This window comes from Pigmentiphaga sp. NML030171, from assembly GCF_002188635.1.
Taxonomy (GTDB): Bacteria; Pseudomonadota; Gammaproteobacteria; order Burkholderiales; family Burkholderiaceae_B; genus Pigmentiphaga; species Pigmentiphaga daeguensis.
In genome coordinates, this window is sequence record NZ_NINX01000035.1 from 64,017 (window position 1) to 88,161 (window position 24,145).

At 67.7% G+C, this 24,145-nt stretch carries 24 protein-coding genes and 1 tRNA gene; 14 read left to right on the plus strand and 11 right to left on the minus strand.

The window, feature by feature from the left end:
• The first annotated feature begins 97 nt into the window (after nt 1–97).
• Complete coding sequence (locus CDO46_RS14925) at nt 98–1,396, plus strand: solute carrier family 23 protein (RefSeq protein ID WP_087839278.1); 1,299 nt, start codon at nt 98–100, stop codon at nt 1,394–1,396.
• A 63-nt stretch (nt 1,397–1,459) separates the two neighbouring features.
• Here the strand turns inward: CDO46_RS14925 and CDO46_RS14930 are convergent, their stop codons facing one another.
• Nucleotides 1,460–1,873 carry a hypothetical protein gene (locus CDO46_RS14930; RefSeq protein WP_140416867.1) on the minus strand — a complete coding sequence of 138 codons (414 nt, stop codon included), beginning with the start codon at nt 1,871–1,873 and terminating at the stop codon, nt 1,460–1,462.
• Nucleotides 1,874–1,984: 111 nt separating this feature from the next.
• Nucleotides 1,985–3,553: a gamma-glutamyltransferase family protein gene (locus CDO46_RS14935; RefSeq protein WP_087839522.1), complete on the minus strand. Its 1,569-nt coding sequence runs from the start codon at nt 3,551–3,553 to the stop codon at nt 1,985–1,987.
• Nucleotides 3,554–3,842: 289 nt separating this feature from the next.
• Here CDO46_RS14935 and gshA point away from each other — a divergent pair, with 289 nt between their 5' ends.
• A complete protein-coding gene (gene gshA / locus CDO46_RS14940; protein WP_217896314.1) occupies nt 3,843–5,456 on the plus strand; it encodes a glutamate--cysteine ligase in 1,614 nt (537 codons plus the stop codon).
• 73 nt (nt 5,457–5,529) lie between these two features.
• Nucleotides 5,530–7,194: a Na+/H+ antiporter gene (locus CDO46_RS14945; RefSeq protein ID WP_087839281.1), complete on the plus strand. Its 1,665-nt coding sequence runs from the start codon at nt 5,530–5,532 to the stop codon at nt 7,192–7,194.
• A gap of 12 nt (nt 7,195–7,206) precedes the next feature.
• On the opposite strand, the gene cls is transcribed toward CDO46_RS14945, so the two are convergent.
• The 4 genes from cls to CDO46_RS14965 form a co-directional block, all read right to left on the minus strand.
• Nucleotides 7,207–8,646: a cardiolipin synthase gene (gene cls / locus CDO46_RS14950; RefSeq protein WP_087839282.1), complete on the minus strand. Its 1,440-nt coding sequence runs from the start codon at nt 8,644–8,646 to the stop codon at nt 7,207–7,209.
• Between the two features lie 8 nt (nt 8,647–8,654).
• Nucleotides 8,655–9,242 carry a GTP cyclohydrolase II gene (gene ribA / locus CDO46_RS14955; protein WP_087839283.1) on the minus strand — a complete coding sequence of 196 codons (588 nt, stop codon included), beginning with the start codon at nt 9,240–9,242 and terminating at the stop codon, nt 8,655–8,657.
• A 128-nt stretch (nt 9,243–9,370) separates the two neighbouring features.
• Nucleotides 9,371–10,183, minus strand: coding sequence for an undecaprenyl-diphosphate phosphatase (locus tag CDO46_RS14960; protein ID WP_087839284.1), 813 nt, complete (start codon nt 10,181–10,183; stop codon nt 9,371–9,373).
• Nucleotides 10,184–10,319: 136 nt separating this feature from the next.
• On the minus strand, nt 10,320–11,135 hold the full coding sequence (locus CDO46_RS14965) for an inositol monophosphatase family protein (protein ID WP_087839285.1): 816 nt from the start codon (nt 11,133–11,135) through the stop codon (nt 10,320–10,322).
• Nucleotides 11,136–11,188: 53 nt separating this feature from the next.
• Here CDO46_RS14965 and CDO46_RS14970 point away from each other — a divergent pair, with 53 nt between their 5' ends.
• Nucleotides 11,189–11,959: an RNA methyltransferase gene (locus CDO46_RS14970; RefSeq protein ID WP_087839286.1), complete on the plus strand. Its 771-nt coding sequence runs from the start codon at nt 11,189–11,191 to the stop codon at nt 11,957–11,959.
• Complete coding sequence (locus CDO46_RS14975; RefSeq protein ID WP_087839287.1) at nt 11,946–13,094, plus strand: PrpF domain-containing protein; 1,149 nt, start codon at nt 11,946–11,948, stop codon at nt 13,092–13,094. Before CDO46_RS14970 ends, CDO46_RS14975 begins: the two co-directional genes overlap by 14 nt.
• Nucleotides 13,095–13,117: 23 nt before the next feature.
• On the opposite strand, the gene CDO46_RS14980 is transcribed toward CDO46_RS14975, so the two are convergent.
• From CDO46_RS14980 to CDO46_RS14995, 4 genes are all read right to left on the minus strand, one after another.
• On the minus strand, nt 13,118–13,882 hold the full coding sequence (locus CDO46_RS14980; RefSeq protein WP_254914621.1) for a UDP-2,3-diacylglucosamine diphosphatase: 765 nt from the start codon (nt 13,880–13,882) through the stop codon (nt 13,118–13,120).
• A 124-nt stretch (nt 13,883–14,006) separates the two neighbouring features.
• Nucleotides 14,007–14,510 carry a peptidylprolyl isomerase gene (locus CDO46_RS14985; RefSeq protein WP_087839289.1) on the minus strand — a complete coding sequence of 168 codons (504 nt, stop codon included), beginning with the start codon at nt 14,508–14,510 and terminating at the stop codon, nt 14,007–14,009.
• Nucleotides 14,507–15,073: a peptidylprolyl isomerase gene (locus CDO46_RS14990; RefSeq protein ID WP_087839290.1), complete on the minus strand. Its 567-nt coding sequence runs from the start codon at nt 15,071–15,073 to the stop codon at nt 14,507–14,509. Before CDO46_RS14990 ends, CDO46_RS14985 begins: the two co-directional genes overlap by 4 nt.
• Nucleotides 15,070–15,804: a tetratricopeptide repeat protein gene (locus CDO46_RS14995; RefSeq protein ID WP_087839291.1), complete on the minus strand. Its 735-nt coding sequence runs from the start codon at nt 15,802–15,804 to the stop codon at nt 15,070–15,072. Before CDO46_RS14995 ends, CDO46_RS14990 begins: the two co-directional genes overlap by 4 nt.
• A 196-nt stretch (nt 15,805–16,000) precedes the next feature.
• Here CDO46_RS14995 and cysS point away from each other — a divergent pair, with 196 nt between their 5' ends.
• From cysS to CDO46_RS15040, 9 genes are all read left to right on the plus strand, one after another.
• Complete coding sequence (cysS, locus tag CDO46_RS15000) at nt 16,001–17,383, plus strand: cysteine--tRNA ligase (RefSeq protein WP_087839292.1); 1,383 nt, start codon at nt 16,001–16,003, stop codon at nt 17,381–17,383.
• 33 nt (nt 17,384–17,416) lie between these two features.
• Nucleotides 17,417–18,079 (plus strand): DNA-3-methyladenine glycosylase, encoded by a 663-nt coding sequence (locus CDO46_RS15005; RefSeq protein ID WP_087839523.1) that lies wholly within the window; start codon nt 17,417–17,419, stop codon nt 18,077–18,079.
• Between the two features lie 172 nt (nt 18,080–18,251).
• Entirely contained in the window at nt 18,252–19,220 is a 969-nt protein-coding gene (locus CDO46_RS15010) for an acetyl-CoA carboxylase carboxyltransferase subunit alpha (RefSeq protein WP_087839293.1), read from the plus strand.
• Nucleotides 19,189–20,625 (plus strand): tRNA lysidine(34) synthetase TilS, encoded by a 1,437-nt coding sequence (gene tilS / locus CDO46_RS15015; protein ID WP_087839294.1) that lies wholly within the window; start codon nt 19,189–19,191, stop codon nt 20,623–20,625. The genes CDO46_RS15010 and tilS overlap by 32 nt, the downstream gene beginning before the upstream one ends.
• Before the next feature lie 172 nt (nt 20,626–20,797).
• On the plus strand, nt 20,798–22,057 hold the full coding sequence (locus CDO46_RS15020; RefSeq protein WP_087839295.1) for an aspartate kinase: 1,260 nt from the start codon (nt 20,798–20,800) through the stop codon (nt 22,055–22,057).
• Nucleotides 22,058–22,159: 102 nt separating this feature from the next.
• Nucleotides 22,160–22,251, plus strand: a tRNA-Ser gene (locus CDO46_RS15025).
• Nucleotides 22,252–22,427: 176 nt separating this feature from the next.
• Nucleotides 22,428–22,748: an Arm DNA-binding domain-containing protein gene (locus tag CDO46_RS15030; RefSeq protein WP_087839296.1), complete on the plus strand. Its 321-nt coding sequence runs from the start codon at nt 22,428–22,430 to the stop codon at nt 22,746–22,748.
• A 51-nt stretch (nt 22,749–22,799) separates the two neighbouring features.
• Nucleotides 22,800–22,994, plus strand: a complete 195-nt coding sequence (locus tag CDO46_RS15035) for a hypothetical protein (protein WP_087839297.1) — start codon at nt 22,800–22,802, stop codon at nt 22,992–22,994.
• Entirely contained in the window at nt 22,967–23,698 is a 732-nt protein-coding gene (locus CDO46_RS15040) for an ABC transporter substrate-binding protein (RefSeq protein WP_140416868.1), read from the plus strand. The genes CDO46_RS15035 and CDO46_RS15040 overlap by 28 nt, the downstream gene beginning before the upstream one ends.
• 51 nt (nt 23,699–23,749) lie before the next feature.
• Here the strand turns inward: CDO46_RS15040 and CDO46_RS28825 are convergent, their stop codons facing one another.
• Complete coding sequence (locus tag CDO46_RS28825) at nt 23,750–24,142, minus strand: Rieske 2Fe-2S domain-containing protein (RefSeq protein WP_369597221.1); 393 nt, start codon at nt 24,140–24,142, stop codon at nt 23,750–23,752.
• Nucleotides 24,143–24,145: the final 3 nt, after the last annotated feature.

Consider the following 24,145-nt stretch of genomic DNA (forward strand, 5'->3'; position numbering starts at 1 on the left):
CCGCGTTGGCTCCCGACCACCCGCCGGGCCGGTGGAACCTCTACACTTGCGCTGCTCCATGTGGGCAAAAATCAAAACAAAGCGAGGGAGTGTATCTATGGCGGGTTCATACTTTCCGGCCTGGCGCGAACAGCCGGGCAGCCTGGAGGGGGGGCGCGTCATCGCGCCCGACGAGCGTCTGCCGTGGCCGCAGATGCTGGCCATGGGGGTGCAGCACGTGGTCGCGATGTTCGGCTCGACGGTGCTCGCGCCGCTCCTGATGGGCTTCGATCCCAATCTGGCGATCTTCATGTCGGGCATCGGCACGCTGCTGTTCTTCCTGGTGGTCGGCGGCAGGGTGCCCAGCTACCTGGGGTCCAGCTTCGCCTTCATCGGGCTGGTGATCGCGGTCACGGGATACGGCGGGTCGGGGCTGAACGGCAACATCGCCGTGGCATTGGGCGGCATCATCGCCTGCGGCGTCGTCTACGCGCTGATCGGGCTGGTGGTGATGGCTTCCGGCGCGGGCTGGATCGAGCGTTTCATGCCTCCCGTGGTCACGGGCGCGGTGGTGGCCGTCATCGGCCTGAACCTGGCGCCCATCGCGGTCAAGGGCGTCACCGCCAATTCCTTCGACGCCTGGATGGCGCTGGCGACCGTGCTGTGCGTGGGCGTCGTCGCGGTCTTCACGCGCGGCATGCTGCAGCGCCTGCTGATCCTGGCCGGACTGCTGCTCGCCTATGTGCTCTACGCGTTGCTGACCAACGGCATGGGACTGGGCAAGCCCATCGATTTCGCGCCGGTCGCGCAGGCCGCGTGGTTCGGGCTGCCCCGCTTCACCGCCCCGGTGTTCAAGCTGGATGCGATGATCCTGATCGCGCCGGTGGCGGTGATCCTGGTGGCCGAGAACCTGGGGCACCTGAAGGCGGTGAGCGCCATGACCGGCTACAACATGGACCGCTACGTGGGCCGCGCCTTCGTCGGCGACGGCGTCGCCACCATGCTGTCGGGCAGCGTGGGCGGCACGGGCCTGACCACCTATGCCGAGAACATCGGCGTCATGGCCGTCACCCGCATCTATTCGACGCTGGTGTTCGTGATCGCCGCGCTGATCGCCGTCCTGCTCGGATTCTCGCCCAAGTTCGGCGCGGTCATCCTGACTATCCCGGGGCCGGTGCTGGGCGGCGTCTCCATCGTGGTGTTCGGGCTGATCGCCGTGGCCGGCGCGCGGATCTGGGTCGAGAACCGGGTCGATTTCTCCGACAACCGCAACCTCATCGTGGCCGCGGTCACGCTGGTACTGGGCACGGGCGATTTCACCCTGCATTTCGGCGGCTTCGCGCTGGGCGGAATCGGTACCGCCACCTTCGGCGCCATCCTGCTCAACGCCTTGCTGGCAGGGGCCGGCAAGCGCTGAACGCAAGCGCGGCCGGCATGCGCAAGGCATGACGGCCGCGCCGGCGTCCTGCCGGGCTCGACCTCAGGAGGCCGGCAGCCTGGCCTCCCAGCGGCCTCCCTGCTGGTAGAACTCGTAGCGGTGGGTACCCTCGCGGCGGTTGCCCTTGACGTCCGCGCTGGTCGTGACGTCGCAGGTCACGCTCTGGGAGCCCGAGGCGCTGCAGTTGTTCAGCGCCTTGACCTCCAGCGAGCGGGTCATGCTGGTCGCCGACGGGCTATCGAAGCCCTGCTGGTTGTTCATGGACTGGATTTCCCTTTGCATGGCGTTCTGCAGGGCCTGGGTGGCCTGGTCCCGCGTCGGCGCCTGCTGGGCGTATGCCACGGCGCAGCAGCCGGCAAGGCCGATGGCCAGGGCGAAGTGTTTCATCCCGGTACGGCCCAGGGAAGAAAAGCCGCCCCCATGGGGGGGCCGCGCCGCGTAGTCGGTATGCTTCATCGCGTGCTCCTCGTAGATCGAAAACACCACGCTTTTCAATCTAGACGGCTTCGCGGCCACGCTGTGTAAGGTTTTACGTGGAATCTTGTCCGTTGGTAATCGGCGCCACCTCTACCATGCGGCCACGGAGCCGTCGCTGCGCGGGTCCGCGCCGCCCTCGAGCGTACCGTCGGCCTGGCGCAGGATCGCACCGGCGTGGCCCATGGTCTCGTCGTAGGGGCGCAGCATCTCGACCTCGTGTCCGCGTGCCCGCAGCGCGTCGGCCGTGGCCTGGTCGAAGCGCGACTCCAGTTTCAGGGTGTCCGAGGATTGCCCCCACGTACGGCCGAGCAGCCAGCGGGGTGCGTCCACCGCCGCCTGGGGATTCATGCCGAAGTGCACGATGCGGGTGAAGACGGCGCTTTGCGACTGGGGCTGGCCGTCGCCGCCCATGTTGCCGTAGACCAGCGTGCGCCCGTCGGCCAGGTGGGCCATGGCGGGATTCAGGGTGTGGAAGGGCTTGCGGCGGGGCATCAGCGGATTGCGCGATCGCGGGTCGAGCGAGAAGCTGCATCCCCGGTTCTGCCAGTTGACCCCCGACCCGGGCAGCACGACGCCGCTGCCGAACTCGTGATAGATGCTCTGGATGAAGCTCACCGCGACGCCCTGGGCGTCCACCGCGCCCATCCATATCGTATCGGCCGGCCCCTTGCCCTGGCCCCACGGGGCGGCCCGGTCCGCGGAGATCCTGGCGGCCATGGCGTCCAATTCCCGCGGGGCCAGCAGGGACTGGGGGTCGACATCCATGTGCGCCGGGTCGGTGATGTGGGCGTCGCGCACGCCGAAGGCCAGCTTGGTCGCCTCGACGCAAAGATGGACGTAGTCCGCGCCGGCGGGATCCAGTTCGCGGGGCAGGCGGCGGTCCAGCTGGCCCAGGATAAGCAGCGACACCAGGCCCTGGGTGGGAGGAGGGACGTTGTAGACCTTGCCGCGGCTGTGTTCCAGCACCAGCGCCGTCTTCCAGACCGGCTGGTGGGCGGCCAGGTCGGCCGCCACGAGCGGGCTGCCGGCGTCGGCAAGATCGCGGGCCATGGCTTGGGCCAGTTCGCCCCGGTAGAAGTCGTTCAGGCCGGCGCGCGCCAGATGTTCCAGGGTATCGGCCAGCCGCGGCTGGCGGAACAGGGCGCCGGCCGCGGGAGGCGCCCCGCCGGGAAGAAAGGTGTCGGCGAATCCCGGAACGCCCGAGAGTTCCTCGCGCTTGGCCTGGGTGCAGGCGGCCTGGCTGGCGGTGACCGGCATGCCGCGGCGGGCGTAGTCGACGGCGTCCGCCAGCAGGCGGGCCAGCGGCAGGCGGCCGCCGAGTTCGCGCCGGGACCATTCGTGGGCGGCATTCCAGCCCGATACCGTGCCGGCCACCGTGTTGGCGGCCAGGCCGCCCCGGAACGGGATCGCGTCCAGGCCGCGCTCCCGGTACGAGGCGATGTCGGCGGCGGCCGCCGCCGCGCCGCAGGCTTCCAGCGCCAAGGGCGGCTGGCCCGGGCGGCTGATCAGCCAGAAGCCATCCCCGCCGATGCTGTTCATGTGGGGATAGACGACCGCTATGGTGGCCGCCGCCGCGATCATCGCCTCGACGGCATTGCCGCCTTCGCGCATGACGGCCAGCGCGCTTTGCGAGGCCAGTGCGTGCGGAGCGACGGCCATGGCGCGGCTGCCGCGTATGGGGTTGGGGCTGAACGAGAGCGGCATCGACGCATTCCGTGGGCTGTGGAAAGCGTGATTGTGGCCCAGACCGCGGGAGCGTGGGGTATTTCCCCCGGCTCGGCGGGGGAAAGGCCGGCCGGGGTATGCTTGGCTACGGCAGCCACGAAAAGAACGCAGCCTTGTAAGGGAATTCCAGGAGCATCCGGCTCCACACCTATAATGTGCCGCCCTGCCGCGTAGGCGCGTGGGCGGCAATTGGGATATAAACACGCCCATGCCGGCCGCGGCCATGCGAGGCCGTACGAATTCAAGGACATCCGTGAGTGATCTGCTAGACCGCCGCCTGGCGTTGCTGGACCAGCCCGCGCATCGCGCCGTGCTGGCCCGCAGGCTTCATGGCATCGAACGAGAAAGCCTGCGCGTCGACCCCCAGGGTCACCTGACGATGACCCCGCACCCGGCCGCGCTGGGCGCTGCGCTGACGCACCCGAGCATCACCACGGACTATTCGGAAGCCCTGATCGAACTGATCACCGGCACCCACGTCGGCCACGAGTCGCTGCTGGCCGAGCTGCGCGACATCCATCGCTTCGTCCACGGCGAACTGGGCGGCGAGCTGTTGTGGAACCAGTCCATGCCGTGCGGCCTGCCGCCCGAGAAGGACATTCCCATCGCGTGGTTCGGGACTTCCAACATCGGCATGCTCAAGCACGTGTACCGGCGCGGCCTGGCCTATCGCTACGGCAAGGCCATGCAGTGCATCGCCGGCATCCATTACAACTTCTCGTTCTCGGAAGATCTCTGGCCGCTGCTGGCCGACGCCGGCGAGCCCGCCGGGATCTCGGACAAGGATCGCCAGTCGGCCCGCTACGTCGGGTTGATACGCAACTTCAACCGCTACAGCTGGCTGCTGATGTACCTGTTCGGCGCCTCGCCGGCGCTGTCGGTCGATTTCCTGCAGGGCCGCCCGCACCAGCTCGAGCGGCTGGACGACCAGACGCTGTACCTGCCTCATGCCACCAGCCTGCGCATGAGCGACCTGGGCTACCAGAACAAGGCCCAGGCCGGCCTGAAGCCCTGCTACAACGATCTGTCGACCTACGTCGCGCGCCTGTACGAAGCGGTCAGCACGCCCTGGCCCGAGTACGAGAAGATAGGCACGGTGCGCGATGGGGAGTGGGTGCAGCTCAACACCAACATCCTGCAGATCGAGAACGAATACTATTCGAGCATCCGGCCCAAGCGCGTCGCCCGAAGCGGCGAGCGGCCCTTGCGCGCGCTGGCCGAACGCGGCGTGCAGTACGTGGAAGTGCGCTGCATGGATATCGATCCCTTCCTGCCCGTGGGCATGGACGAGACCACCAGCCGCTTCCTGGATGCCTTCCTGCTGTATTGCACGCTGCAGGAAAGCCCGCTGTTCGGCGACGGCGGACATTGCCGGCTCAGCGCCAACAACTTCCTGACCGTGGTCAAGCGGGGCCGCCAGCCCGACCTGGTCCTGAACCGCGAGGGCAGCGAGATCGGCCTGCGCGCGTGGGCCGAAGAATTGCTGGATCGCATCGCCGCCTGTGCCGACCTGCTCGACCGGGTCCACGGCGAGACCGGCTACGCGGCCTCGGTAGCCGCGCAGCGCGCCAAGGTCGAAGCGCCCGAGCTGACGCCGTCGGCCCGCGTGCTCGAAGCCCTGCGCGCCAGCGGGATGACGTTCCAGGCCTTCATGCTGGAAACCAGCCGGCAGCATGCGGAGCACTTCCGCGCCCAGCCCTGCACCGGCGAGCAACTGGCGGGCTTTCGTGCCCTGGCCGAACAGTCCCTGGCCGAACAGCGCGAACTGGAGCGCGTGCAGACGGGCGATTTCGGCCAGTTCGTGGCGGCGTACCAGGCCGGCCTGCTGGGCAAGTAGCCGGGGAAGGTCCGGGCCCGGTCCGGTTTGGTGGTAGGCTTGACGACGGTTTTCCTCGCCAGGCCGTGTTTCCATGCAAATCGTCTTCACCGTGCTGATGCTGCTGCTGGCAGTGGCGATGTCGGGAGTGGTGTCCAGGCTGTCCCCGATACGGTTGCCGCTACCCCTGTTCCAGATCGCCATCGGCGCGCTGTTGGCGGCACCGGCCTTCGGCCTGAAGGTGAGATTCGATCCCGAGCTGTTCCTGCTGCTGTTCATTCCGCCGCTGCTGTTCGTCGATGGCTGGCGCATTCCCAAGCGCCAGCTGTACCAGCTGCGCGGCCCGATTCTCGCCCTGGCGCTGGGCCTGGTGATCTTCACCGTGGTCGGCGTGGGCTACTTCATCCACTGGCTGATACCCGCCATCTCGCTGCCCGTCGCCTTCGCGCTGGGCGCGGTGCTGTCCCCCACCGACGCCGTGGCGGTATCGGCCATCGTCGGCAAGAACCGGCTTCCTCCCAAGCTGCAGCACGTGCTGGAAGGAGAGAGCCTGATGAACGACGCCTCGGGCCTGGTGGCCTTCAAGTTCGCGATCGCGGCGGTCCTGACCGGGTCGTTCTCGCTGTGGCAGGCCAGCCTGAGCTTCCTCGTCATCGCCCTGGGCGGCCTGGCCGTGGGCGGCGCCCTGGCATGGCTGCTGAGCCTGGGCCGCAGGATGGTGGCGCGCTGGACCGACGACGAGCCGGCCATACAAGTCGTGCTGCTGATGCTGACGCCGTTCGCGGCCTACCTGGTGGCCGAGCATTTCGGCGTGTCCGGCATCCTGTCCGCCGTGGCGGCGGGCATCGCCATGACCTATACCGAATCGGGGCAGGGGTCGTCGGCCATGCGGCTGCAGAGCAACAGCGTCTGGTCCATGCTGGAATTCGTGTTCAATGGCATGACCTTCATCCTGTTGGGCCTGCAACTGCCCAGCGTCATCGGGCTGGCGCATGCCGACGCGAGGGAGGCGGGCAACGTGCCGGTCTGGCACCTGTTCGCCTATGTGGTGGCGATCACGGTGGCGCTGATCGCGCTGCGTTTCCTGTGGGTCTGGGTCACCTACCACCTGAAGAGCTTTCGCATGCTGTTGCAGGGCTCTCCCGTGCGCAAGGTCAACACCTGGGTGATCCTGACCACGTCGCTGTCCGGGGTGCGCGGCTCGATCACGATGGCGGGCGTGCTGACGGTGCCGCTGGAGATCTCCGCCGGGGTGCCGTTTCCCGGCCGCGACCTGCTGATCTTCCTGGCGACGGGGGTGATCCTGTGCTCGCTGCTGCTGGGCAGCTCATTGCTGCCGCTGGTGCTGCCCAAGGTGCCGACGCCGGTCGAGACCATGAAGGAAAAGGAAGAGCGCGAAGCGCGGCTGCGCCTGGCGCTGGCCGCGCAGGCCGGCCTGGAGCAGGCGCAGGCCCGCATGGACAGGGAGCTGGCCGATGACGACGCGAAGGCCATGCTGGCCGACATCGCCGCCACGCTGGCCCAGATCTACCGCAACCGCATCGATGCCGAAAGCGACACGGCCGAGATCGCCCAACGGGCCAACCAGCACCGCAATTTCGAACGCGACCTGCGCATGGCCGCGATCTACGCCCAGCGCACCGAGCTGTACCGGCTGCGCGATGCGCGCCTGATCGACGACGACGTGTTCGCCGTGCTGCTGCGCGACGTGGACCTGGCCGAGAACTGGCTGTCCGGGCCGCTGGTCAGCAAGCACTGACGGCGGCAGGCCCTACAGCATCGGCGAAAACAGCCGCGCCGAGGCGTCGAACAGGCGGCGCACGAAGGGCGATTGCCTGTCCTTGGGGACGCGGGCCGCATGGCGCAGGTCGAGCTCGAACTGCCGGCCCAGCTGGCGGGCCATGTCCTCGCCGTAGACCAGGGCCGTGACCTCGAAGTTCAGGTCGAAGCTGCGGTTGTCGAAGTTGGCCGTGCCGATGAACGAATAGGTGTCGTCCACCAGCAGCGTCTTGGAGTGCAGCATGCGGTCCCGGTACTCCCAGATCTTGACGCCCGCCTCCAGCAGTTCGTCGAAGTACGAGCGCGAGGCCGCGGTCACCACCAGCGAGTCGCTGCGCCGGGGCACCAGCAGGCGCACGTCCACGCCTTTCAGGGCGGCGCTGGTCAGGCTCATCAATGCCGCTTCGCTGGGCACGAAATAGGCTGTCGTCAGCCACACGCGCTCGGTCGCCGCATGGATGGCCGCCACCTGGGTACGGTGGATGGACTGGCGCGGATCGTCGGGGCCGGAGACCAGGATCTGCAACTGGTGCGGGCCACCCGGCACCTCGGGCAGCAGCGTGTCGAGTTCGCAATCGTCGGTGCGCTGCCCGGTGGTGTAGGCCCAGTCCTCCAGGAACACCATCTGCAGCCAGCGCACGGCCCCGCCTTCCACGCGCAGGTGCACGTCGTGATAGGCGTCGGGACGCACGCGCTCGTCCTCGTCGTCGGTGACGTTCAGCCCGCCCGTGAAGCCTATCCTGCCGTCGCAGATCAGGATCTTGCGGTGATTGCGGTAGTTGGTCACGGGGCGCCAGCGGCGGCCGATGCGCACGTTATGGAAAAAGCCCACCTGCGCCCCGGCCTCGCGCAGCGGTGCCAGGAAGCGCCGGCCCAGGCGGTCGGAGCCCAGGGCGTCCACCAGCAGCCGCACCGTGATTCCCTGGCGTGCCTTCTCGATCAGCAGGTCGCGGATCGCGGTGCCGATGCGGTCGGGCTTGAAGATGTAGAACTCCAGATGGACGTGGTGGCGTGCGCCGGCGATGGCCTCCATGAACGCATCGTAGGTCTGTTCGCCTCCCACCAGCAGGCGCACGTCGGTGGCCGAGGACAGCGGGATGTCGCTGGTGGTGCGGGCCAGGGCCGCCATGCGCGCCACCGGCGGCGGGGTATCGTGGTCGTGCTCGCGCAGCAGGGCGCGTTCGGTCTGGCTGGCGATCAGCAGGCGGCTGCGCAGCCTTTTCAGGCGCCGCCGCTTCAGGCGCTGGGGGCCGAAGAAATAGTAGACGGCATAGCCGATGTAGGGCAGTTGGGCCAGCACCAATATCCACAGTACCGTCGACAGGGGCGGGCGCCTCTGGAGCACGATCCATACCGTGACGCTGGCGATGTAGAGCGCCCAGCCGACGGACCATGCATTGATCAGGTGGTGGTGCAGGTCGGCTTGGGCCATGTGCCGACCTACAGGGGAATGGTGTGCTGCTTGTGGCGCACCTTGGCTTCGAGGTAGCGGCGGTTGTTGGGGTTCAGGTAGACCCCGGTGGGGATGATGCTTTCGATGTCGATGCCGTGTTCCTCGAGCTGGCTGGCCTTGTCGGGATTGTTGGTCAGCAGCCGGATGCGCGCCACGCCCAGCGCCTGGAGCATCTGCGCCGCGGGCTCGAAGCTGCGGGCATCCTCGGGCAGGTTCAGGTGCCGGTTAGCCTCGAAGGTGTCCAGGCCCTTCTTTTGCAGGGCGTACGCCGAGAGCTTGGCGTACAGCCCGATGCCGCGTCCTTCCTGGCGCAGGTACAACAGGATCCCGCCCTCGCGCGAGAAGCACGACAGCGCCTCATGTAACTGCGGGCCGCAATCGCACAACTGCGATCCGAACACATCGCCCGTCAGGCACTCCGAATGCACGCGCACCAGCGGCGGCGTGCCGCCCGGCTTGAGCTGCGGGAACACGATGGCCACGTGCTCCTCCGTGAACCCGTTGAAAGTGATGAATTCCGGCGGAATCCCCCCCTCTTCAAGGGGAACGACAACCCGGTTCTTGATGGTCACCATGCTAATTCCTGTTGAGGCCACCCCGCACGCGTCCCGGATTTTCCAGGGCACGGCGGATCCGGCTCCGCCGGTCCGCCCGTGCCGTCCCCTTGAGGGGGCGCGCGAAGCGCGTAGGGGGTGGTCCCCCCTTAGATCATCATCCAGAGGATGATGACCGCTCCAAGGGCAATACGATACCAGCCGAACACCCGGTACGAATGGTTGGCGACGAAGCGCATCAGCGCCCGGACCACCACCAGCGCGGCGACGAAGGCCGCCAGGAAGCCGATGCCGATGGCGGTGACGTCATTGCTGGTCAGCGATTCATGGTTCTTCCAGGCGTCGTAGACCGAGGCTGCCAGCATCGTGGGCATGGCCAGGAAGAACGAGAATTCGGTGGCGGTGGTGCGCTTGAGGCCGGCGGCCATGCCGCCGATGATGGTGGCGCCCGAGCGCGAGGTGCCGGGGATCATGGCCAGGCACTGGGCCAGTCCCACCATCAGCGCCTGGAAACCGGTGATCTCGCTGATGTTCTGGGTCTTGACCTCGCCCTGGGGCTTGCGCTCGACGAACAGGATGATGATGCCGCCGATGATCAGGGTCGTCGCGACCACCCCGGGGGTGAACAGCACCGTCTTGATTTCTTTCAGGAAGGTCACGCCGACGATGGCCGCGGGCAGGAAGGCGATGATGATGTTGCGCGCGAACTTCAGCGAGAACCTGTCGCCGGTCAGGATGCCGGCCAGGATGTGGGCGACCTTCTCGCGGAAGATCCAGATGACCGCCAGGATGGCGCCGAACTGGATGACGACTTCGAATACCTTGGCATCCCCGGAGAAGAAATGGATCCAGTCCCCCACCAGGATCAGGTGTCCGGTGCTGGAAACGGGCAGGAATTCGGTCAGGCCCTCGATGATGCCGAGGAAGAAGGCTTTGATCAGGTAAAGCGTGTTTTCGGTCATGAGTGTCGGCGTCCGCGGGCGGACGAGATGGATGGGCGCGGGTGGCGGCTGGAGAGCCCGGAGCCGGTCCGGCAAGGCACCCGCGAGGCCGGTGCCATTGTAGAACCGGCGGCGGGCAGGCCTGGAGGAGGGTGTTTCAGCCCCTTGCTTCCTTGAGCGGTTCCAGCAGGGACAGGAGCTGGGGGAAGACCTTGGGGGTGGCGGCGACGACTTCGCCGTTCTGCATCCAGCCCTGTTCGCCATCGAAGTCGCCGATCAGGCCGCCGGCCTCGAGGATCAGCAGGCTGCCCGCGGCCAGGTCCCAGGGCTTCAGGCCGCAGCCGTAGTAGCCGTCGAGCCGGCCCGCCGCGACGTTGGCCAGGTCCAGTACCGAAGACCCCTGGCGGCGCACGCCGGAGGTGGTGGCCGAGATCTGGCCGAAGGTCTTGGTCCACAGCGCCAGCCGCTTGCCGCTGGGGTCCGGCGCGAAGCTGGTGCCGATCAGGGTCTCGGGCATGCGGGTGCGGCGCGAGACGCGGATGCGCCGGTCGTTCAGGAAGGCGCCGGCGCCGCGGGTGGCGGTGAACAGCTCGTTGCGCGACGGATCGAAGACGCAGGCCTGGGTGACCTGGCCGCGCTGCATCAGCGCGATCGAGACCGCGTAGACCGGCATGCCGTGGATGAAGTTGGTCGTGCCGTCCAGCGGATCGATGATCCAGAGGTTTTCCTGCTGGCCGTTGGCGTCGGCGGCGCCCGGGGCCTCGCCGGACTCTTCGGCTAGAATTCCGTGGTCGGGGTAGGCCGTCTTCAAAATCTCAACAATGGCCGCTTCCGCAGCTTTGTCGACTTCGGTGACGAAATCGCCCGGTCCCTTCTGAGACACCTTGACCAGATCGAGGTCCAGGCTGGCGCGATTGATGATGGCGCCGGCGCGCCTGGCCGCCTTGACGGCGGTGTTGAGCATGGGATGCATAAGAGAGCCGATAGGGCTGGGAATTGGTGAAACCCCTCTAGTTTAAAGGACACATGCTTTCCCGAGTCAGTTTCGTCATGGTCGAACCCAGCCACCCCGGAAATGTGGGGTCCGCGGCACGGGCGATCAAGACCATGGGGTTCGCCCGCCTGGTGCTGGTCAACCCGCGAATTCCCGATACGCCGGCCCATCCGGAGGCGATCGCGCTGGCCAGCGGCGCCACCGACGTGCTGGCGGCCGCGCGCGTCTGCGACACCCTGGAAGAAGCCCTGGCGCCCGTGACCATGGCGTTCGCGATGACCGCCCGCCACCGCGACCTCGGCCCGCCGGCCTGCGACATGCGGCAGGCCGCCGAACTGGTGCGCGAGCACCTGGCCGGCAGCGCGGACGGGCAGGACGGGGTCCAGGCGGCGATCGTGCTGGGTACCGAGCGTTCGGGCCTGACCAACGAACAGGTGGGAATGTGCCACCGGATCTGCCACATTCCCGCCAACCCTGAATATTCGTCGCTCAATGTCGCGCAGGCCTTGCAACTGGCCGCCTACGAGCTGCGCTACGCGCTGCTGGGGGCCGAGGCGCTGGCGGTGGCCGGCCCGCGCGCCGAGCCGGCCTCGGGCGAAGCGGTGGAAGCGCTGCTGGCCCATTGGGAGCAGGCCCTGATCGCGGTCGGCTACCTGGATCCCCGGCATCCCAAGAAGCTGATGCCGCGCATGCGCCACCTTTTCGCCCGTTCCGGCCTGAGCCGCGAGGAAACGGACCTGTTGCGGGGCGTATGTACCGCAATGATCGCGCAATCCCGAAAGATTCCCCATGGCAGTTCTTAAGATTCCCGCCGTCTACATGCGCGGGGGAACCAGCAAGGGCGTGTTCTTCAATGCCCGGGACCTGCCCCGCGACCCCGAGCAGCGCGACCGCGTGCTGCTGCGGGTGCTGGGCAGCCCCGATCCGTATTCCCGCCAGACCGACGGCATGGGCGGGGCCAGCCCGTCCACCAGCAAGGTGGTGGTGGTGGACGCTTCCAGCCGCGACGATTGCGACGTGGAATACCGCTGCGGGCAGGTCGCCATCGACCGTCCGGTCATCGACTGGTCCACCAACGGCGGCAGCCTGGCCGTGGCCGTGGGGCCGTACGCCATCCAGCAGGGACTGGTCCCGGCCCGCGAGGGTACGACGGTGGTACGCATCTGGCAGCCGCATCCCGGACGATGGCTGGCGGCCCACGTCGAGGTCCGCGGCGGGGAAGTGCTGGAAGACGGCGTCTTCACCGAGGACGGCGTGCCCTTTCCCGCCGCCGAGGTGCGGCTGGATTTCATCGACGATGGCGCGGCCAGCCTGCTTCCCACGGGGCGCGTGCAGGACGTGCTGGAGGTCGAGGGCATGGCCCCCTTGCCGGTCAGCCTGGTCCGGACCGACGAGGCAACGATCTTCGCGCGCGCCTCGGACCTCGGGCTCCATGGCCGCGAGAAGCCCGATACCTTCAATCGCGACGCCAAGACGCTCGCCCGGCTGGAGTCGGTGCGGATAGCGGGGGCGGTGGCCATGGGGCTGATGTCCCGCGCGCGAGCCGAAAAACCCGGCGCCGCGCTGCCCAGGCTGGTCTGGGTGGCGCCGCCCATGTCGTACAAGGCGGCGGGGGGCGGCGACGTCTCGCGCGACAGTATCGACGTGCTCGCGCGGAGCATGGCGGAAGGGCGCATGCAGCGCGGCTTCGGCACCCGCGGCGCGATTTCGCTGGCGGTGGCCGCCGCGGTGCCCGGATCGGTGGTATCGCAGGTGGCGCGCACGCTGCCCGGCGTGGCGACCCGGATCGGCCACGCCAGCGGGGTACAGGCCGCCTGGGCGACCGTGGTCAGCAACGGGAACGGGTGGGGGCTGGAACGCGCCACGGTGTCCCGTACGGCGCGCTGCCTGATGAGCGGCTGGGTGCACGTGCCCGCCGGCCCGGGCCGCCTGTTCTGAGGCCCGGGGGAGCGCGCGCCGGTTCAGTCGTCCAGCGCGATGTCGTGGTAGACGGGGCCGTCCTGGTCGATCGCCAGCCAGCCGCCGCGCGGATCGGCCGCATCGTCCAGGTCCCAGTCCTGCAGCACCCAGCGCTCGCACCGCCGGCCGTTCAGCTCGAACACCTGCCGGCCGGGCCGGTGCGTGTGGCCATGGATCATGCGGGTGACGCCGTGGGCGCGCAGCGCGCCTTCCACGGCCTGCTGGTTCACGTCCATGATGTCGGCCGCCTTGCGGCTCTTCTCGGCCATGCTGCGCTCGCGCATCTGCCGGGCGATGGCCTGGCGGGCCGTCAGCGGCTGGGCCAGGAACTGCGCCTGCCATTGCGGATTGCGCACCATGGCGCGGAACTGCTGGTATTCCACGTCGTCGGTACAAAGGGCATCGCCGTGCGACAGCAGGAACTCGCCGCCGTCGGTGCGCAGCACGACCGGTTCGGGCAGCAGGCGGGTGCCGGTGGCCTCGGCCAGGCGCTTGCCCATCAGGAAATCGCGGTTGCCAGGTCCGAGATGGACCGGAATCTGCGCGGACGCGGCCCGCAGTCCGTCCAGGACGGACTGCAGCCACGGCGCGGGGGCGTCGATCTCGTCATCGCCCACCCAGGCGTCGAAGATGTCGCCCGGCAGCAGCAGGGCACAGGCGCCGTCGGCCGCGGCCTGCAGGAAGGCCAGGAAGGCTTCGCGCGTGGCGGGCCCGTCGGGGCCCAGGTGCATGTCGGATGCCAGCCAGACGGGGCCGGAGAAAGTCAGGACGGAATGGGAAGCGGATGTCCCGGGAAGAGGGGAGCCGGTCACGGAAACTCTCGATGGGGCCGGGCCGGCTGCCGGCCGGTTCGGGAAGCGGGCGCTTCGCCGCCGGCCCCGGCCCGTGGCGTTATTGGACGACTTCTGCCTTGGTGACGACCACGTCCTCGACGGGCACGTCCTGGTGGCCGGCGCGGCTGCCGGTCTTCACGCCCTTGATCTTGTCGACCACGTCGGCGCCCTCGACGACCTTGCCGAACACGGCGTAGCCCCAGCCCTGCGGCGTGGGCGAACTGAAGTTCAGGAAGTCGTTGTTGGCGACGTTGATGAAGAACTGCGCCGAAGCCGAGTGCGGGGCGTTGGTGCGCGCCATCGCGACGGTATAGCGGTCGTTCTTCAGGCCGTTGGCGGCCTCGTTCTCGATCGGGGCCTGGGTGGGCTTCTGCGACATGCCGGGCTCGAAGCCGCCGCCCTGGATCATGAAGCCGTTGATGACACGGTGGAAGATCGTGTTGTCGTAGTGGCCGCTCTTGACGTAGGAGACGAAGTTCTCGACGGTCTTGGGGGCTTTCTCGCCGTCCAGTTCCAGGCCGATCAGGCCGTGGTTGGTGTGCAGGTTGACGCGGGTAGTCATTTGTTCAGGACCTCAGCTTTTTGGATCACGATGGGTTGTAGCGGGACGCCTTCGTTCTGGCCCCGCGTGGCGGTGGGTACGGCCTTGATCTTGTCGACCACTTCCTTGCCCTGTACCACCTTGCCGAATACCGCGTAGCCCCAGCCTCGGGTCGTGGGCTCGCGATAGTTCAGGAAGTCGTTGTCGGCAACGTTGATGAAGAACTGCGCCGAGGCCGAGTGCGGGTCGGGCGTACGGGCCATGCTCACGGTATAGGCCGTGTTTTTCAAGCCATTTGAGGCTTCGTTACGTATGCCGGGGCGCGTGGGCTTTTCCTTCATGTCGGCGGTCATGCCGCCGCCCTGGATCATGAAGCCGTTGATGACGCGGTGGAAGATCGTGCCGTCGTAGTGGCCCTCGCGCACGTACTGCAGGAAATTGGCGACGGTGGCGGGCGCGCGCGCCTCGTCCAGTTCGAGCACGATGCGGCCCATGGAGGTCTGCAACGCGACCTGCGGCGCGGCAAGCGCGGCCGGCGAAGCCAGCGCGGCAGCCAGCGCCAGGCTGGAGAAAAGCAGTTTCATCGGGGTGTCCTGGGGGGAGGTTCGGAGGACGCCGGCGGCTCCAGGAGTTTCCGGGTCTCGGTTTCCTTCTGGCTCGCGCCGGCGTCGCGCGGATTCAGCTTGGTGGCCGTGCCGTACGAGCGCGCCGCCAGCATGATATACAAATCGCCCAGGTTCTCGCGCGCGACGGCGTAGTTCGGGTCGGTGCGGATGGCCATCTCCAGGGCCACCTTGGCCTGGTCCAGCCGGCCGTCGGCCACCTCCAGCGCGGCCAGGTTGTTCCAGGGCTCGGGCAGCTCGGGGAAGCGTTCGGTCATGTCGCGATAGATGGCCTTGGCCTCGTCGCGGCGGCCCAGCAGGTTCAGCGCGCGGCCCTTCAGGAAGAGCAACTGCGCGTTGGTGGCGTCGGGCGACTTCTGCGTGTCGGCGGCCAGGTGCTGGTCGATCTCGGCCAGGGTCTGGGCGGCCTTGCCTTCGTCCAGCTGGCGCTCCAGCCGCTGCGCCAGGGCGCGGCTCGATTCGGGCAGGCGGGTGTCGACGCCGGGCTTGAGGGCCTCGAGCAGGTTGCTGAGCCAGGGGATGGCCTGATCGCCATCGGAGGACGGCGCCAGCACCGGCGGCGTGGCCGTGGTGGTCTGGGCGGGAAGCGGGGCGGGCGCCAGCGCGATGCCCAGCGCCAGGACGCCCGCCAGGGCCGCCGCGCGGCCCGCACCCCCGCGCAGGCGGAAGATAGGTACGTGGTTCGTGGTCAAACGATTCTGCCCGCAGATGAGGAGCGGCCAGGGCCGCTCCGTCCAGTTGATATAATCGCCATTCTAATAGCCCAAAGCGCAACGCGCGCCCCGATACCCTCTGCTCGGCCCAGGGCACAGCGGATCCGGCTTTGCCGGTCCGCCAGTGCCGCCCCCTCGAGGGGGCGCGCGAAGCGCGTAGGGGGTGGTCCTACCCATGCTCCATATCTACAATACGCTCGCTCGTGCCAAGCAACCTTTCCAACCGGTGGAACCGGGGTGCGTGCGCATGTATGTCTGCGGCATGACGGTATATGACTATTGCCACCTCGGCCATGCGCGCATGCTGATCAGCTTCGACGTGGTGCAGCGCTGGCTGCGCGCCAGCGGCTACCGGGTCACCTACGTCCGCAATATTACCGACATCGACGACAAGATCATCCGCAAGGCGGTCGAGACCGGCAAGCGCATTTCCGAGGTTACCGGCTTCTTCATCGATGCCATGCACGAGGACGAGAAGGCGCTGGGCGTGCAGCCGCCGGACTTCGAGCCGCGCGCGACCGAGCACGTGGGCAAGATGCTGGAGATCGTGCGCCTGCTCGAGGACAAGGGCCTGGCCTACCGTGCCGACGACGGCGACGTCAACTATGCCGTGCGCCAGTTTCCCGGCTACGGCAAGCTGTCCGGCAAGTCGCTGGACGACCTGCGGGCCGGCGAACGGGTGCAGGTGGACGCGTCCAAGCGCGATCCGCTGGATTTCGTCCTGTGGAAGGCCGCCAAGCCCACCGAACCGCCCGAGTCCCGCTGGGAGTCGGACTACGGGCCGGGACGCCCGGGTTGGCACATCGAATGCTCGGCCATGAGCCGTGAATTGCTGGGCATGCCGCTCGACATCCATGGCGGCGGGCCCGACCTGAAGTTTCCCCACCACGAGAACGAGATCGCGCAGAGCGAAGGCGCCTACGGCGGCACGCTGGCCAACGCCTGGATGCACTGCGGTCCGCTCATGGTCGATGCCGAGAAGATGTCCAAGTCGCTGGGCAACTTCTTCACCGTGCGCGACACGCTCAAGCACTACGACGCCGAGGTGGTCCGCTATTTCGTCGTCCGCAGCCACTACCGCAGTCCGCAGAACTATGCCGCGGACAACCTGGCCGATGCCCGGGCCGCGCTGACGCGGCTCTACACCGCGCTGGGCAATGCCGAGCCCGACGCGCTGGGCGCCGACTGGGACGACCCCTCCGGGCAAGCCTTCCGGGCCGCCATGGACGACGATTTCAATACCCCGGAAGCCATCGCCGTGCTGTTCGACCTCGCAGCCGAGGTCAACAAGACGGCCTCACCCCGCGCCGCGGGCCAGCTCAAGGCCCTGGGCGGCCTGCTGGGATTGCTGCAGCAGGAGCCGCGCGCCTTCCTGCAGGGCAAGGCGGCCGACGAGGACGGCGGCGCGGCGGACATCGAGGCTCGCATCGCCCAACGGGCGCAGGCCAAGAAGGACAAGGACTTCGCGGCGGCCGACCGCATCCGCGCCGAACTGCTGGCCGACGGCATCGTCCTCGAGGACAAGCCGGGTGGCGTGACCGTCTGGCGTCGAGCCTGAGTGCCGCGAATCGCTGAACACCAGATGTTGAACATGAAGCTCCATGCCACGGCCGAGCCGGGAGGGTCCGTGCCCGCCGTCTCTTTCGCCGGCACCGACAAGCCCCCGTACTGGGACGCCGCGGTCGCGCACCTGCTCAAGCGCGACCGTATCCTCAAGAAACTGATCCCCCTGCATCCCGAGGTCCACCTCGCGACGCAGGGCGAGCCTTTCGTGACGCTGGCGCGCGCCATCATCGGCCAGCAGATCTCGACCAAGGCCGCCGATGCCGCCTGGGAGCGCTGCCTGGCCGCCTGCGGCCGCCGCGTCACCGCCGGGGTGGTCGGCAAGCTGGGCCTGGCCGGCCTGCGCGAGGCCGGCCTGTCGCAGCGCAAGGCCGAATACCTGCTGGACCTGGCCGCCCATTTCCAGCAGCGCCTGGTGCATCCCGACCAGTGGACGGAGATGGACGACGAGGCCGTGATCGCCGAATTGACCGCGATTCGTGGCATCGGTCGCTGGACAGCGGACATGTTCCTGATTTTTAATCTGCGGCGGCCGGATATTCTGCCGCTGGACGACCCGGGGCTGCTGCGCGCCATTTCGCTGCACTATTTCAGCGGCGAGCCCGTGTCGCGCTTCGAGGCCAGGGAAGTGGCCCAGGCCTGGAAGCCGTGGTGCACGGTGGCGACGTGGTATTTGTGGAAAAGTTTATAGCCCCCCCTACGCGCTGACGCGCGCCCCCCGGGGGGCGATGCGGGTGGACCGGCGGAGCCGGATCCACCGCATCCTGGGTCTGCACACCGGGTGGGTGGAGGGGTTGGAGTGATTGAGTTGGTGATGAACGAAGTTGGACGCCTGGGCGTCCGCTGCCCCTTGGGAGGGCCTGATGCGCAACGCATTTCTTGAATTCGAACAACCGCTGGCCGAGCTCGAGGGCAAGATCGAGGAACTGCGCTTCGTGCAGGCCGATTCCGCCGTCGATATCTCCGAGGAGATCAGCCGGCTGCAGCAGAAAAGCCAGGCGCTGGCCAAGGATATCTATTCCAAGCTGACGCCGTGGCAGACCGCCCTGGTGGCGCGTCATCCGCAGCGCCCCTACACGCTGGACTACGTGCGGGACATCTTCACCGATTTCCATGAATTGCATGGCGACCGCATGTTCGCCGACGACCGTTCCATCGTGGGCGGCATGGCGCGGTTCAACGGCATGCCGTGCATGGTCATCGGCCACCAGAAGGGGCGGGACACGAAGGAGCGCGCGGCACGCAACTTCGGCATGCCGCGGCCCGAGGGCTATCGCAAGGCCCTGAGGCTGATGCGCCTGGCCGAGAAGTTCGGCCTGCCGGTCTTCACCTTCGTCGACACCCCGGGGGCCTATCCCGGCATCGACGCCGAGGCCCGCGGACAGTCCGAGGCCATCGGCCACAACCTGTATGCGATGGCCGAACTGCAGGTTCCCATCATCACGACCATCATCGGCGAAGGCGGTTCCGGCGGGGCGCTGGCCATCGCGGTGGCCGATTGCGTGCTGATGCTGCAATACGCCACCTACTCGGTCATCTCGCCCGAAGGCTGCGCGTCCATCCTGTGGCGCAGCCAGGAGAAGGCCTCCGAAGCCGCCGAAGTGCTGGGCATCACGGCGCATCGCCTGAAGGCGCTGGGCCTGGTCGACAAGATCGTCAGCGAACCCGTCGGCGGCGCCCATCGCGATCCCAAGCACATGGCCCAACTGCTGCGGCGCGCCCTGTCCGACGCGCTGCGCCAGTTCCAGGGCGTCAAGGCCGGCGACCTGGTCACCACGCGTCTCGAGCGGGTCATGGCCTATGGCCGCTTCAAGGAAACCGTCCAGTCCTGACGCCGGCGCGGACGTAGCGGCCCTGCATGCGTCCGAGCTGCTGGGCCGGGCGCTGGATGCCATGCCGCCGTTGGAAGGGCGGTTCGCCGTGGCCTTGAGCGCCGGCCCCGATTCGGCCGCGCTGGCCGTGAAGGCCGCCGAATGGGCCGCGCGGCGGGGCCTGGCAATGCGGCTGTTCCACGTCCACCACGGCCTGCATCCCGACGCGGATGCCTGGGCCGGACTGGCGGCCGATCTGGCGGTTCGCCTGGGCCTGCCGCTGGACGTGCGCCGGGTGCGGGTGGATCCCGCCGATCCAGCCGGCACCGAGGCCGCGGCGCGCGAGGCCCGCTACCGCGCCCTGGCCGCCATGGCGACCGAAACCGGCATCGACACCATCCTGCTTGCCCATCACCTGGATGACCAGGCCGAGACCGTGCTGCTGCGCCTGCTGCGCGGCGCGGGCACCGACGGCATGGGAGCGATGGCGGGGGAAACCCGCAAGGATGGGATTCGTTACCTTCGTCCCTGGCTTGCGGTGCCCAGAAGTCGGATACTTGCGTTCATGCACGCCTATTCGGCGCGCACCGGTTTCGAGGCTGTCCGGGACCCCAGCAACCTCGATGCCCGCTACGCCCGGGGCATCCTGCGCGCGGAAATCCTGCCCGCCATCGAGCGCCACTGGCCGGGGTATCGCAATACCCTGGACCGCCACGCGCGCCGGTCCGCCGAGACGGCGGCCTTGCTGAGGGAAGTGGCGCAGTCCGACCTGGACGCGATCCAGGAACAGCGTCCCCCCTACGGCAGCGCGCTGCGCCTGTCGGGACTGAACCGGCTGGGGCCCGCGCGCAGGGCGATGGTGCTGCGGCTTTGGCTGGCCGGCCACGACGTGGCCGCGCCGCCGGAAGCCCGCTTGCGGGAAATGGCCAGGCAATTGCAGGACGCGGCGCACGACAGGCAGTTGTTGCTGCGCCATGGCGACAGGCAGGTGCGCCGTTATCGGGATCATGTCATCGTGGAGAGCAGGGAGCGCGCGCCGCTGGCGGTACAGGCGGCCAGTGTGGAATTCAGATGGGCCGGCGAACCCGCCATCCGGCTCGAGGCCATGGGCGGCACGCTGGTGTTCGCGGTCGAGGAGTCGGGCATCGCCCCGGACTGGCTGCGCAACACGGCCTTGACCATGCGCTGGCGCCGGGGCCGCGAACGGCTGAAGGTGACGGCGCAAAGCCCCAGCCGCAGCCTGAAGAATCTCTACCAGGAGCGGGGCATTCCCACCTGGGAACGCGAGCGACTGCCGCTCTTGTACCGCGGCGAGATCATGGCCTACGCCGCGGGGCTGGGCGCCGACGCGCGGCTGCCGCAGGCCTCGCCGGGCATCCGCCTGGAATGGGTGCCCGACCATCCCGGCGCCACCGTGACGTCCTGACGGCGGGCCGAGGTCCGCGCGCCCAGGGGGACGGGGTGGCAACATCCCGCCGTTTTGCGGAATTGGCGCAGCTGGGCTACCATTTATGGTTAGCCTTTTTCCTGGCCAAACCGGCTTGGCAGGCCATTCCGCGGCAGCCCAGGCACAAGCATGCGTTAAGCGACACAAGACAATGGCACTAATCGTTCACAAGTATGGCGGTACGTCGATGGGCTCGGTCGAGCGCATCAAGAACGTGGCTCGGCGCGTGGCCAAATGGCACGCGGCCGGGCACCAGATCGTGGTGGTCCCCTCGGCCATGTCGGGCGAGACCAACCGGCTCATCGGCCTGGCCAAGGAAATCCAGGAACAGCCCGATCCGCGCGAGCTCGACATGATCGCCTCGACCGGCGAGCAGGTCAGCGTGGGTCTCCTGGCCATGGCGCTGAAGGCGCAGGGCGTGGACGCCCGCAGCTACGCCGGCTGGCAGGTGCCCGTGCGCACCGACTCGGCCTATACCAAGGCGCGCATCTCGTCGATCGACGATGCCCGCATCCGCGCCGACCTCGATGCCGGCCGCGTGGTCATCGTCACCGGTTTCCAGGGCGTGGACGACGCCGGTAACATCACCACCCTGGGCCGGGGCGGCTCGGACACGTCGGCCGTGGCCGTCGCGGCCGCGCTCCAGGCCGCGGAATGCCTGATCTACACCGACGTCGACGGCGTCTACACCACCGACCCGCGCGTCGTGCCCGAGGCCCGGCGCCTGAACGTCGTGTCGTTCGAGGAAATGCTGGAGATGGCCTCGCTGGGCTCCAAGGTCCTGCAGATCCGCTCGGTCGAGTTCGCGGGCAAGTACCGCGTGCCCACCCGCGTGCTGTCGTCGCTGACCGATCCGATGATTTCGCTCGACGAAGAAATGAAGTCGGGCACCCTGATTACTTTTGAGGAAGACGAGAAAATGGAAGCCGCCGTTGTATCCGGCATCGCATTCAGCCGGGACGAAGCCAAGATCACGGTCGTGGCCGTGCCGGACAAGCCCGGCATCGCCTTCTCCATCCTTGGCCCGATCGCCGACGCCAACATCGACGTCGACATGATCGTCCAGAACCAGTCCGTCGCCGGCACCACCGACTTCTCCTTCACCGTCAACCGCGGCGAGTTCAAGAAGGCGCTGGACGTGCTGAACGGCAAGGTGGTCCAGGCCATCGGCGCGCGCGAAGTCGTGTCCGACGACAAGGTCTGCAAGGTTTCCATCGTCGGCATCGGCATGCGTTCGCACGCCGGCATCGCCAGCCTGATGTTCCGGACCCTGTCGGAAGAGGGCATCAACATCCAGATGATCAGCACCAGCGAGATCAAGACCTCGGTGGTCATCGAGGACAAGTACATGGAACTGGCCGTGCGCGCGCTGCACAAGGCGTTCGGCCTGGACCAGGGCGCCGCGCAGTAAAAGCGGGGCCGCGGGGCACCCGGCCGCGAGGGGAAACTGCAAATTTTTCGGCCGCCAGCGGCTGGATCCCCCCTCGGACCGTGGTACACTGCCGGCTCTTTCGGAAGCGTGCCCGAGTGGCCGAAGGGGCTCCCCTGCTAAGGGAGTATGCGGCTAAAACTGCATCGTGGGTTCGAATCCCACCGCTTCCGCCAGTTATCGATTTTTGGTGATTCGCCAAAGTTCGTAGAAGTCCAGAAACCCGCATCAGCTAAGGCGATGCGGGTTTTTTCTTGCCCGGAACGGTTCGCCAGAGTTCGCCTACAGCCGGGGTATTTGGGGGTATTTCTGGGGGTATCATCAAGATACCCCGTCTTCACAGATACCCCCAATGCCGCTCACAGATACCGCCGTGCGACAGGCGAAGCCCCAGGACAAGCCCCGGAAGATGGCGGACGGAGGAGGGCTGTACTTGCTGGTCAACCAGGTAGGCAAGTACTGGCGCTGGAAATACCGTTACCAGGGCAAGGAAAAGGTGCTGGCGCTGGGCGTCTATCCCGACGTTTCTTTGGCTCAGGCCCGCGAGCGGCACCAAGAAGGGCGGAAGATCCTGGCTTCGGGAGCTGATCCAGTGGCGGCGCGCAAGCAGCAGGCCAGCGCGCCCGAGGCCCTGACGTTTGAGCAGGCCGCCCGGGAATGGTGGGCGCATTGAGCCTGCACGCTATACGACCGGACGCTGCCCCTGGTCCTGGGGGAAGTCGACGTGCCGGGTGTCGACCTGCAGTATGTCCATGACCTGGACCCCCGCTCGATCTTCGATCGCATGGCCAACCTGGAGTTCGATGCGGGGGAAATGTCGCTGTCCGAATACGCCTGCGGCCTGGCGCGCGGCGACGACCGGTTCGTCGGCATACCGGTTTCCCGTCGCGCATGTTCCGCCATGGCTACGTGTGCGTGAACCGCGGCGCGGGCATCGCGAGCCCGCGCGATCTGGCCGGGAAGCGGATAGGCGTGCCGCTTTACACGATGACCGCGGCGGTCTACATCCGCGGCGTGCTGCAAGAGGAATACGGCGTCGATTTTTCGAACGTCCAGTGGGTGCAGGGGGCGGTGAACGGCACCGGCAGCCACGGCGATCCGCAGGCGCCGCCCCTGCTCAAGCCGGTCGACATCGTCCGGAACGACGACGGACGGTCGCTGAGCGATTTGCTGGACGAGGGGGCCATCGACGCGTACCTCGGTTCCCGCCTGCCCGCGTCCCTGGACCGGGGCAACGTCGAGCGGCTCTTCCCGGACTTCAGGGCCGTGGAGCGCGAATACCTGTCGCGCACGGGCATTTTCCCCATCATGCACCTGGTAGTGATTCGCAGGGACGTGCTGCAGCGCCATCCCTTCGTGGCCCGCAGCCTGTTCGACGCCTTCGAGTCGGCCAGGCGCGCGGCCTGGCGGCGGCTGGAAGATACCGGGACGCTGGCCTGCATGCTGCCGTGGATGCGGCAGGATGTGGAAGAGATGAAGCGTCTGTTTCCAGGCGGAGATCCCTGGGTCTACGGCGTCGAGCCGAACCGGCCGGCGCTGGAGACGCTGCTGCGCTACCTGTTGCGCCAGGACATGATCGCGCGGCCCATGACGGTGGAGGAGTTGTTTCCCGTACCGTTGTGACGGTACGAGAAGAACAACAGTATCGAGGGTGAGAGTCGGGGCGTTGCGTCTCTACCGCTCCGAGGCCCAAGGCTGTTTCCAATTTCGGCAAAGCCAGATGCCTCCACCTTCAAGACGGATGGGGAGAAGGGAGAGTGGAGTACGGCAGGGGGGTGATATCGCAGCTCCGCTAGCGATATCGAACGCTCCTCCATGCAGCGGGCAATAAACCACGCTCCCCATTTGCGCGCCTTCGCTGAGCAATGCGTTGCCATGCGTGCAACGATCATGGGCAGCGAAGTACGCGTGCCCTACCTGGAAGATCACCAGGCGCGAAAGCCCCGGTACGGCGACCGATGCGGGGCGTCCTTCGCGCACGTCGGACATGCGGCAGAGGTAGATCTGCTTCGCGTTCGAACCGTCCCTGTCTTCCGGAACGGTTGAACAGGGCGTCGCGTGCGGCACGGC

Bases quoted from the DNA above. Each gene is read 5' to 3' on its own strand.
- CDO46_RS14925 (WP_087839278.1), top strand. From the start codon at position 98: ATGGCGGGTTCATACTTTCCGGCCTGGCGCGAACAGCCGGGCAGCCTG.
- CDO46_RS14930 (WP_140416867.1), bottom strand. From the start codon at position 1,873: ATGAAGCATACCGACTACGCGGCGCGGCCCCCCCATGGGGGCGGCTTT.
- CDO46_RS14935 (WP_087839522.1), bottom strand. From the start codon at position 3,553: ATGGCCGTCGCTCCGCACGCACTGGCCTCGCAAAGCGCGCTGGCCGTC.
- gshA (WP_217896314.1), top strand. From the start codon at position 3,843: ATGCGAGGCCGTACGAATTCAAGGACATCCGTGAGTGATCTGCTAGAC.
- CDO46_RS14945 (WP_087839281.1), top strand. From the start codon at position 5,530: ATGCAAATCGTCTTCACCGTGCTGATGCTGCTGCTGGCAGTGGCGATG.
- cls (WP_087839282.1), bottom strand. From the start codon at position 8,646: ATGGCCCAAGCCGACCTGCACCACCACCTGATCAATGCATGGTCCGTC.
- ribA (WP_087839283.1), bottom strand. From the start codon at position 9,242: ATGGTGACCATCAAGAACCGGGTTGTCGTTCCCCTTGAAGAGGGGGGG.
- CDO46_RS14960 (WP_087839284.1), bottom strand. From the start codon at position 10,183: ATGACCGAAAACACGCTTTACCTGATCAAAGCCTTCTTCCTCGGCATC.
- CDO46_RS14965 (WP_087839285.1), bottom strand. From the start codon at position 11,135: ATGCATCCCATGCTCAACACCGCCGTCAAGGCGGCCAGGCGCGCCGGC.
- CDO46_RS14970 (WP_087839286.1), top strand. From the start codon at position 11,189: ATGCTTTCCCGAGTCAGTTTCGTCATGGTCGAACCCAGCCACCCCGGA.
- CDO46_RS14975 (WP_087839287.1), top strand. From the start codon at position 11,946: ATGGCAGTTCTTAAGATTCCCGCCGTCTACATGCGCGGGGGAACCAGC.
- CDO46_RS14985 (WP_087839289.1), bottom strand. From the start codon at position 14,510: ATGACTACCCGCGTCAACCTGCACACCAACCACGGCCTGATCGGCCTG.
- CDO46_RS14990 (WP_087839290.1), bottom strand. From the start codon at position 15,073: ATGAAACTGCTTTTCTCCAGCCTGGCGCTGGCTGCCGCGCTGGCTTCG.
- cysS (WP_087839292.1), top strand. From the start codon at position 16,001: ATGCTCCATATCTACAATACGCTCGCTCGTGCCAAGCAACCTTTCCAA.
- CDO46_RS15005 (WP_087839523.1), top strand. From the start codon at position 17,417: ATGAAGCTCCATGCCACGGCCGAGCCGGGAGGGTCCGTGCCCGCCGTC.
- CDO46_RS15010 (WP_087839293.1), top strand. From the start codon at position 18,252: ATGCGCAACGCATTTCTTGAATTCGAACAACCGCTGGCCGAGCTCGAG.
- tilS (WP_087839294.1), top strand. From the start codon at position 19,189: ATGGCCGCTTCAAGGAAACCGTCCAGTCCTGACGCCGGCGCGGACGTA.
- CDO46_RS15020 (WP_087839295.1), top strand. From the start codon at position 20,798: ATGGCACTAATCGTTCACAAGTATGGCGGTACGTCGATGGGCTCGGTC.
- CDO46_RS15030 (WP_087839296.1), top strand. From the start codon at position 22,428: ATGCCGCTCACAGATACCGCCGTGCGACAGGCGAAGCCCCAGGACAAG.
- CDO46_RS15040 (WP_140416868.1), top strand. From the start codon at position 22,967: ATGTTCCGCCATGGCTACGTGTGCGTGAACCGCGGCGCGGGCATCGCG.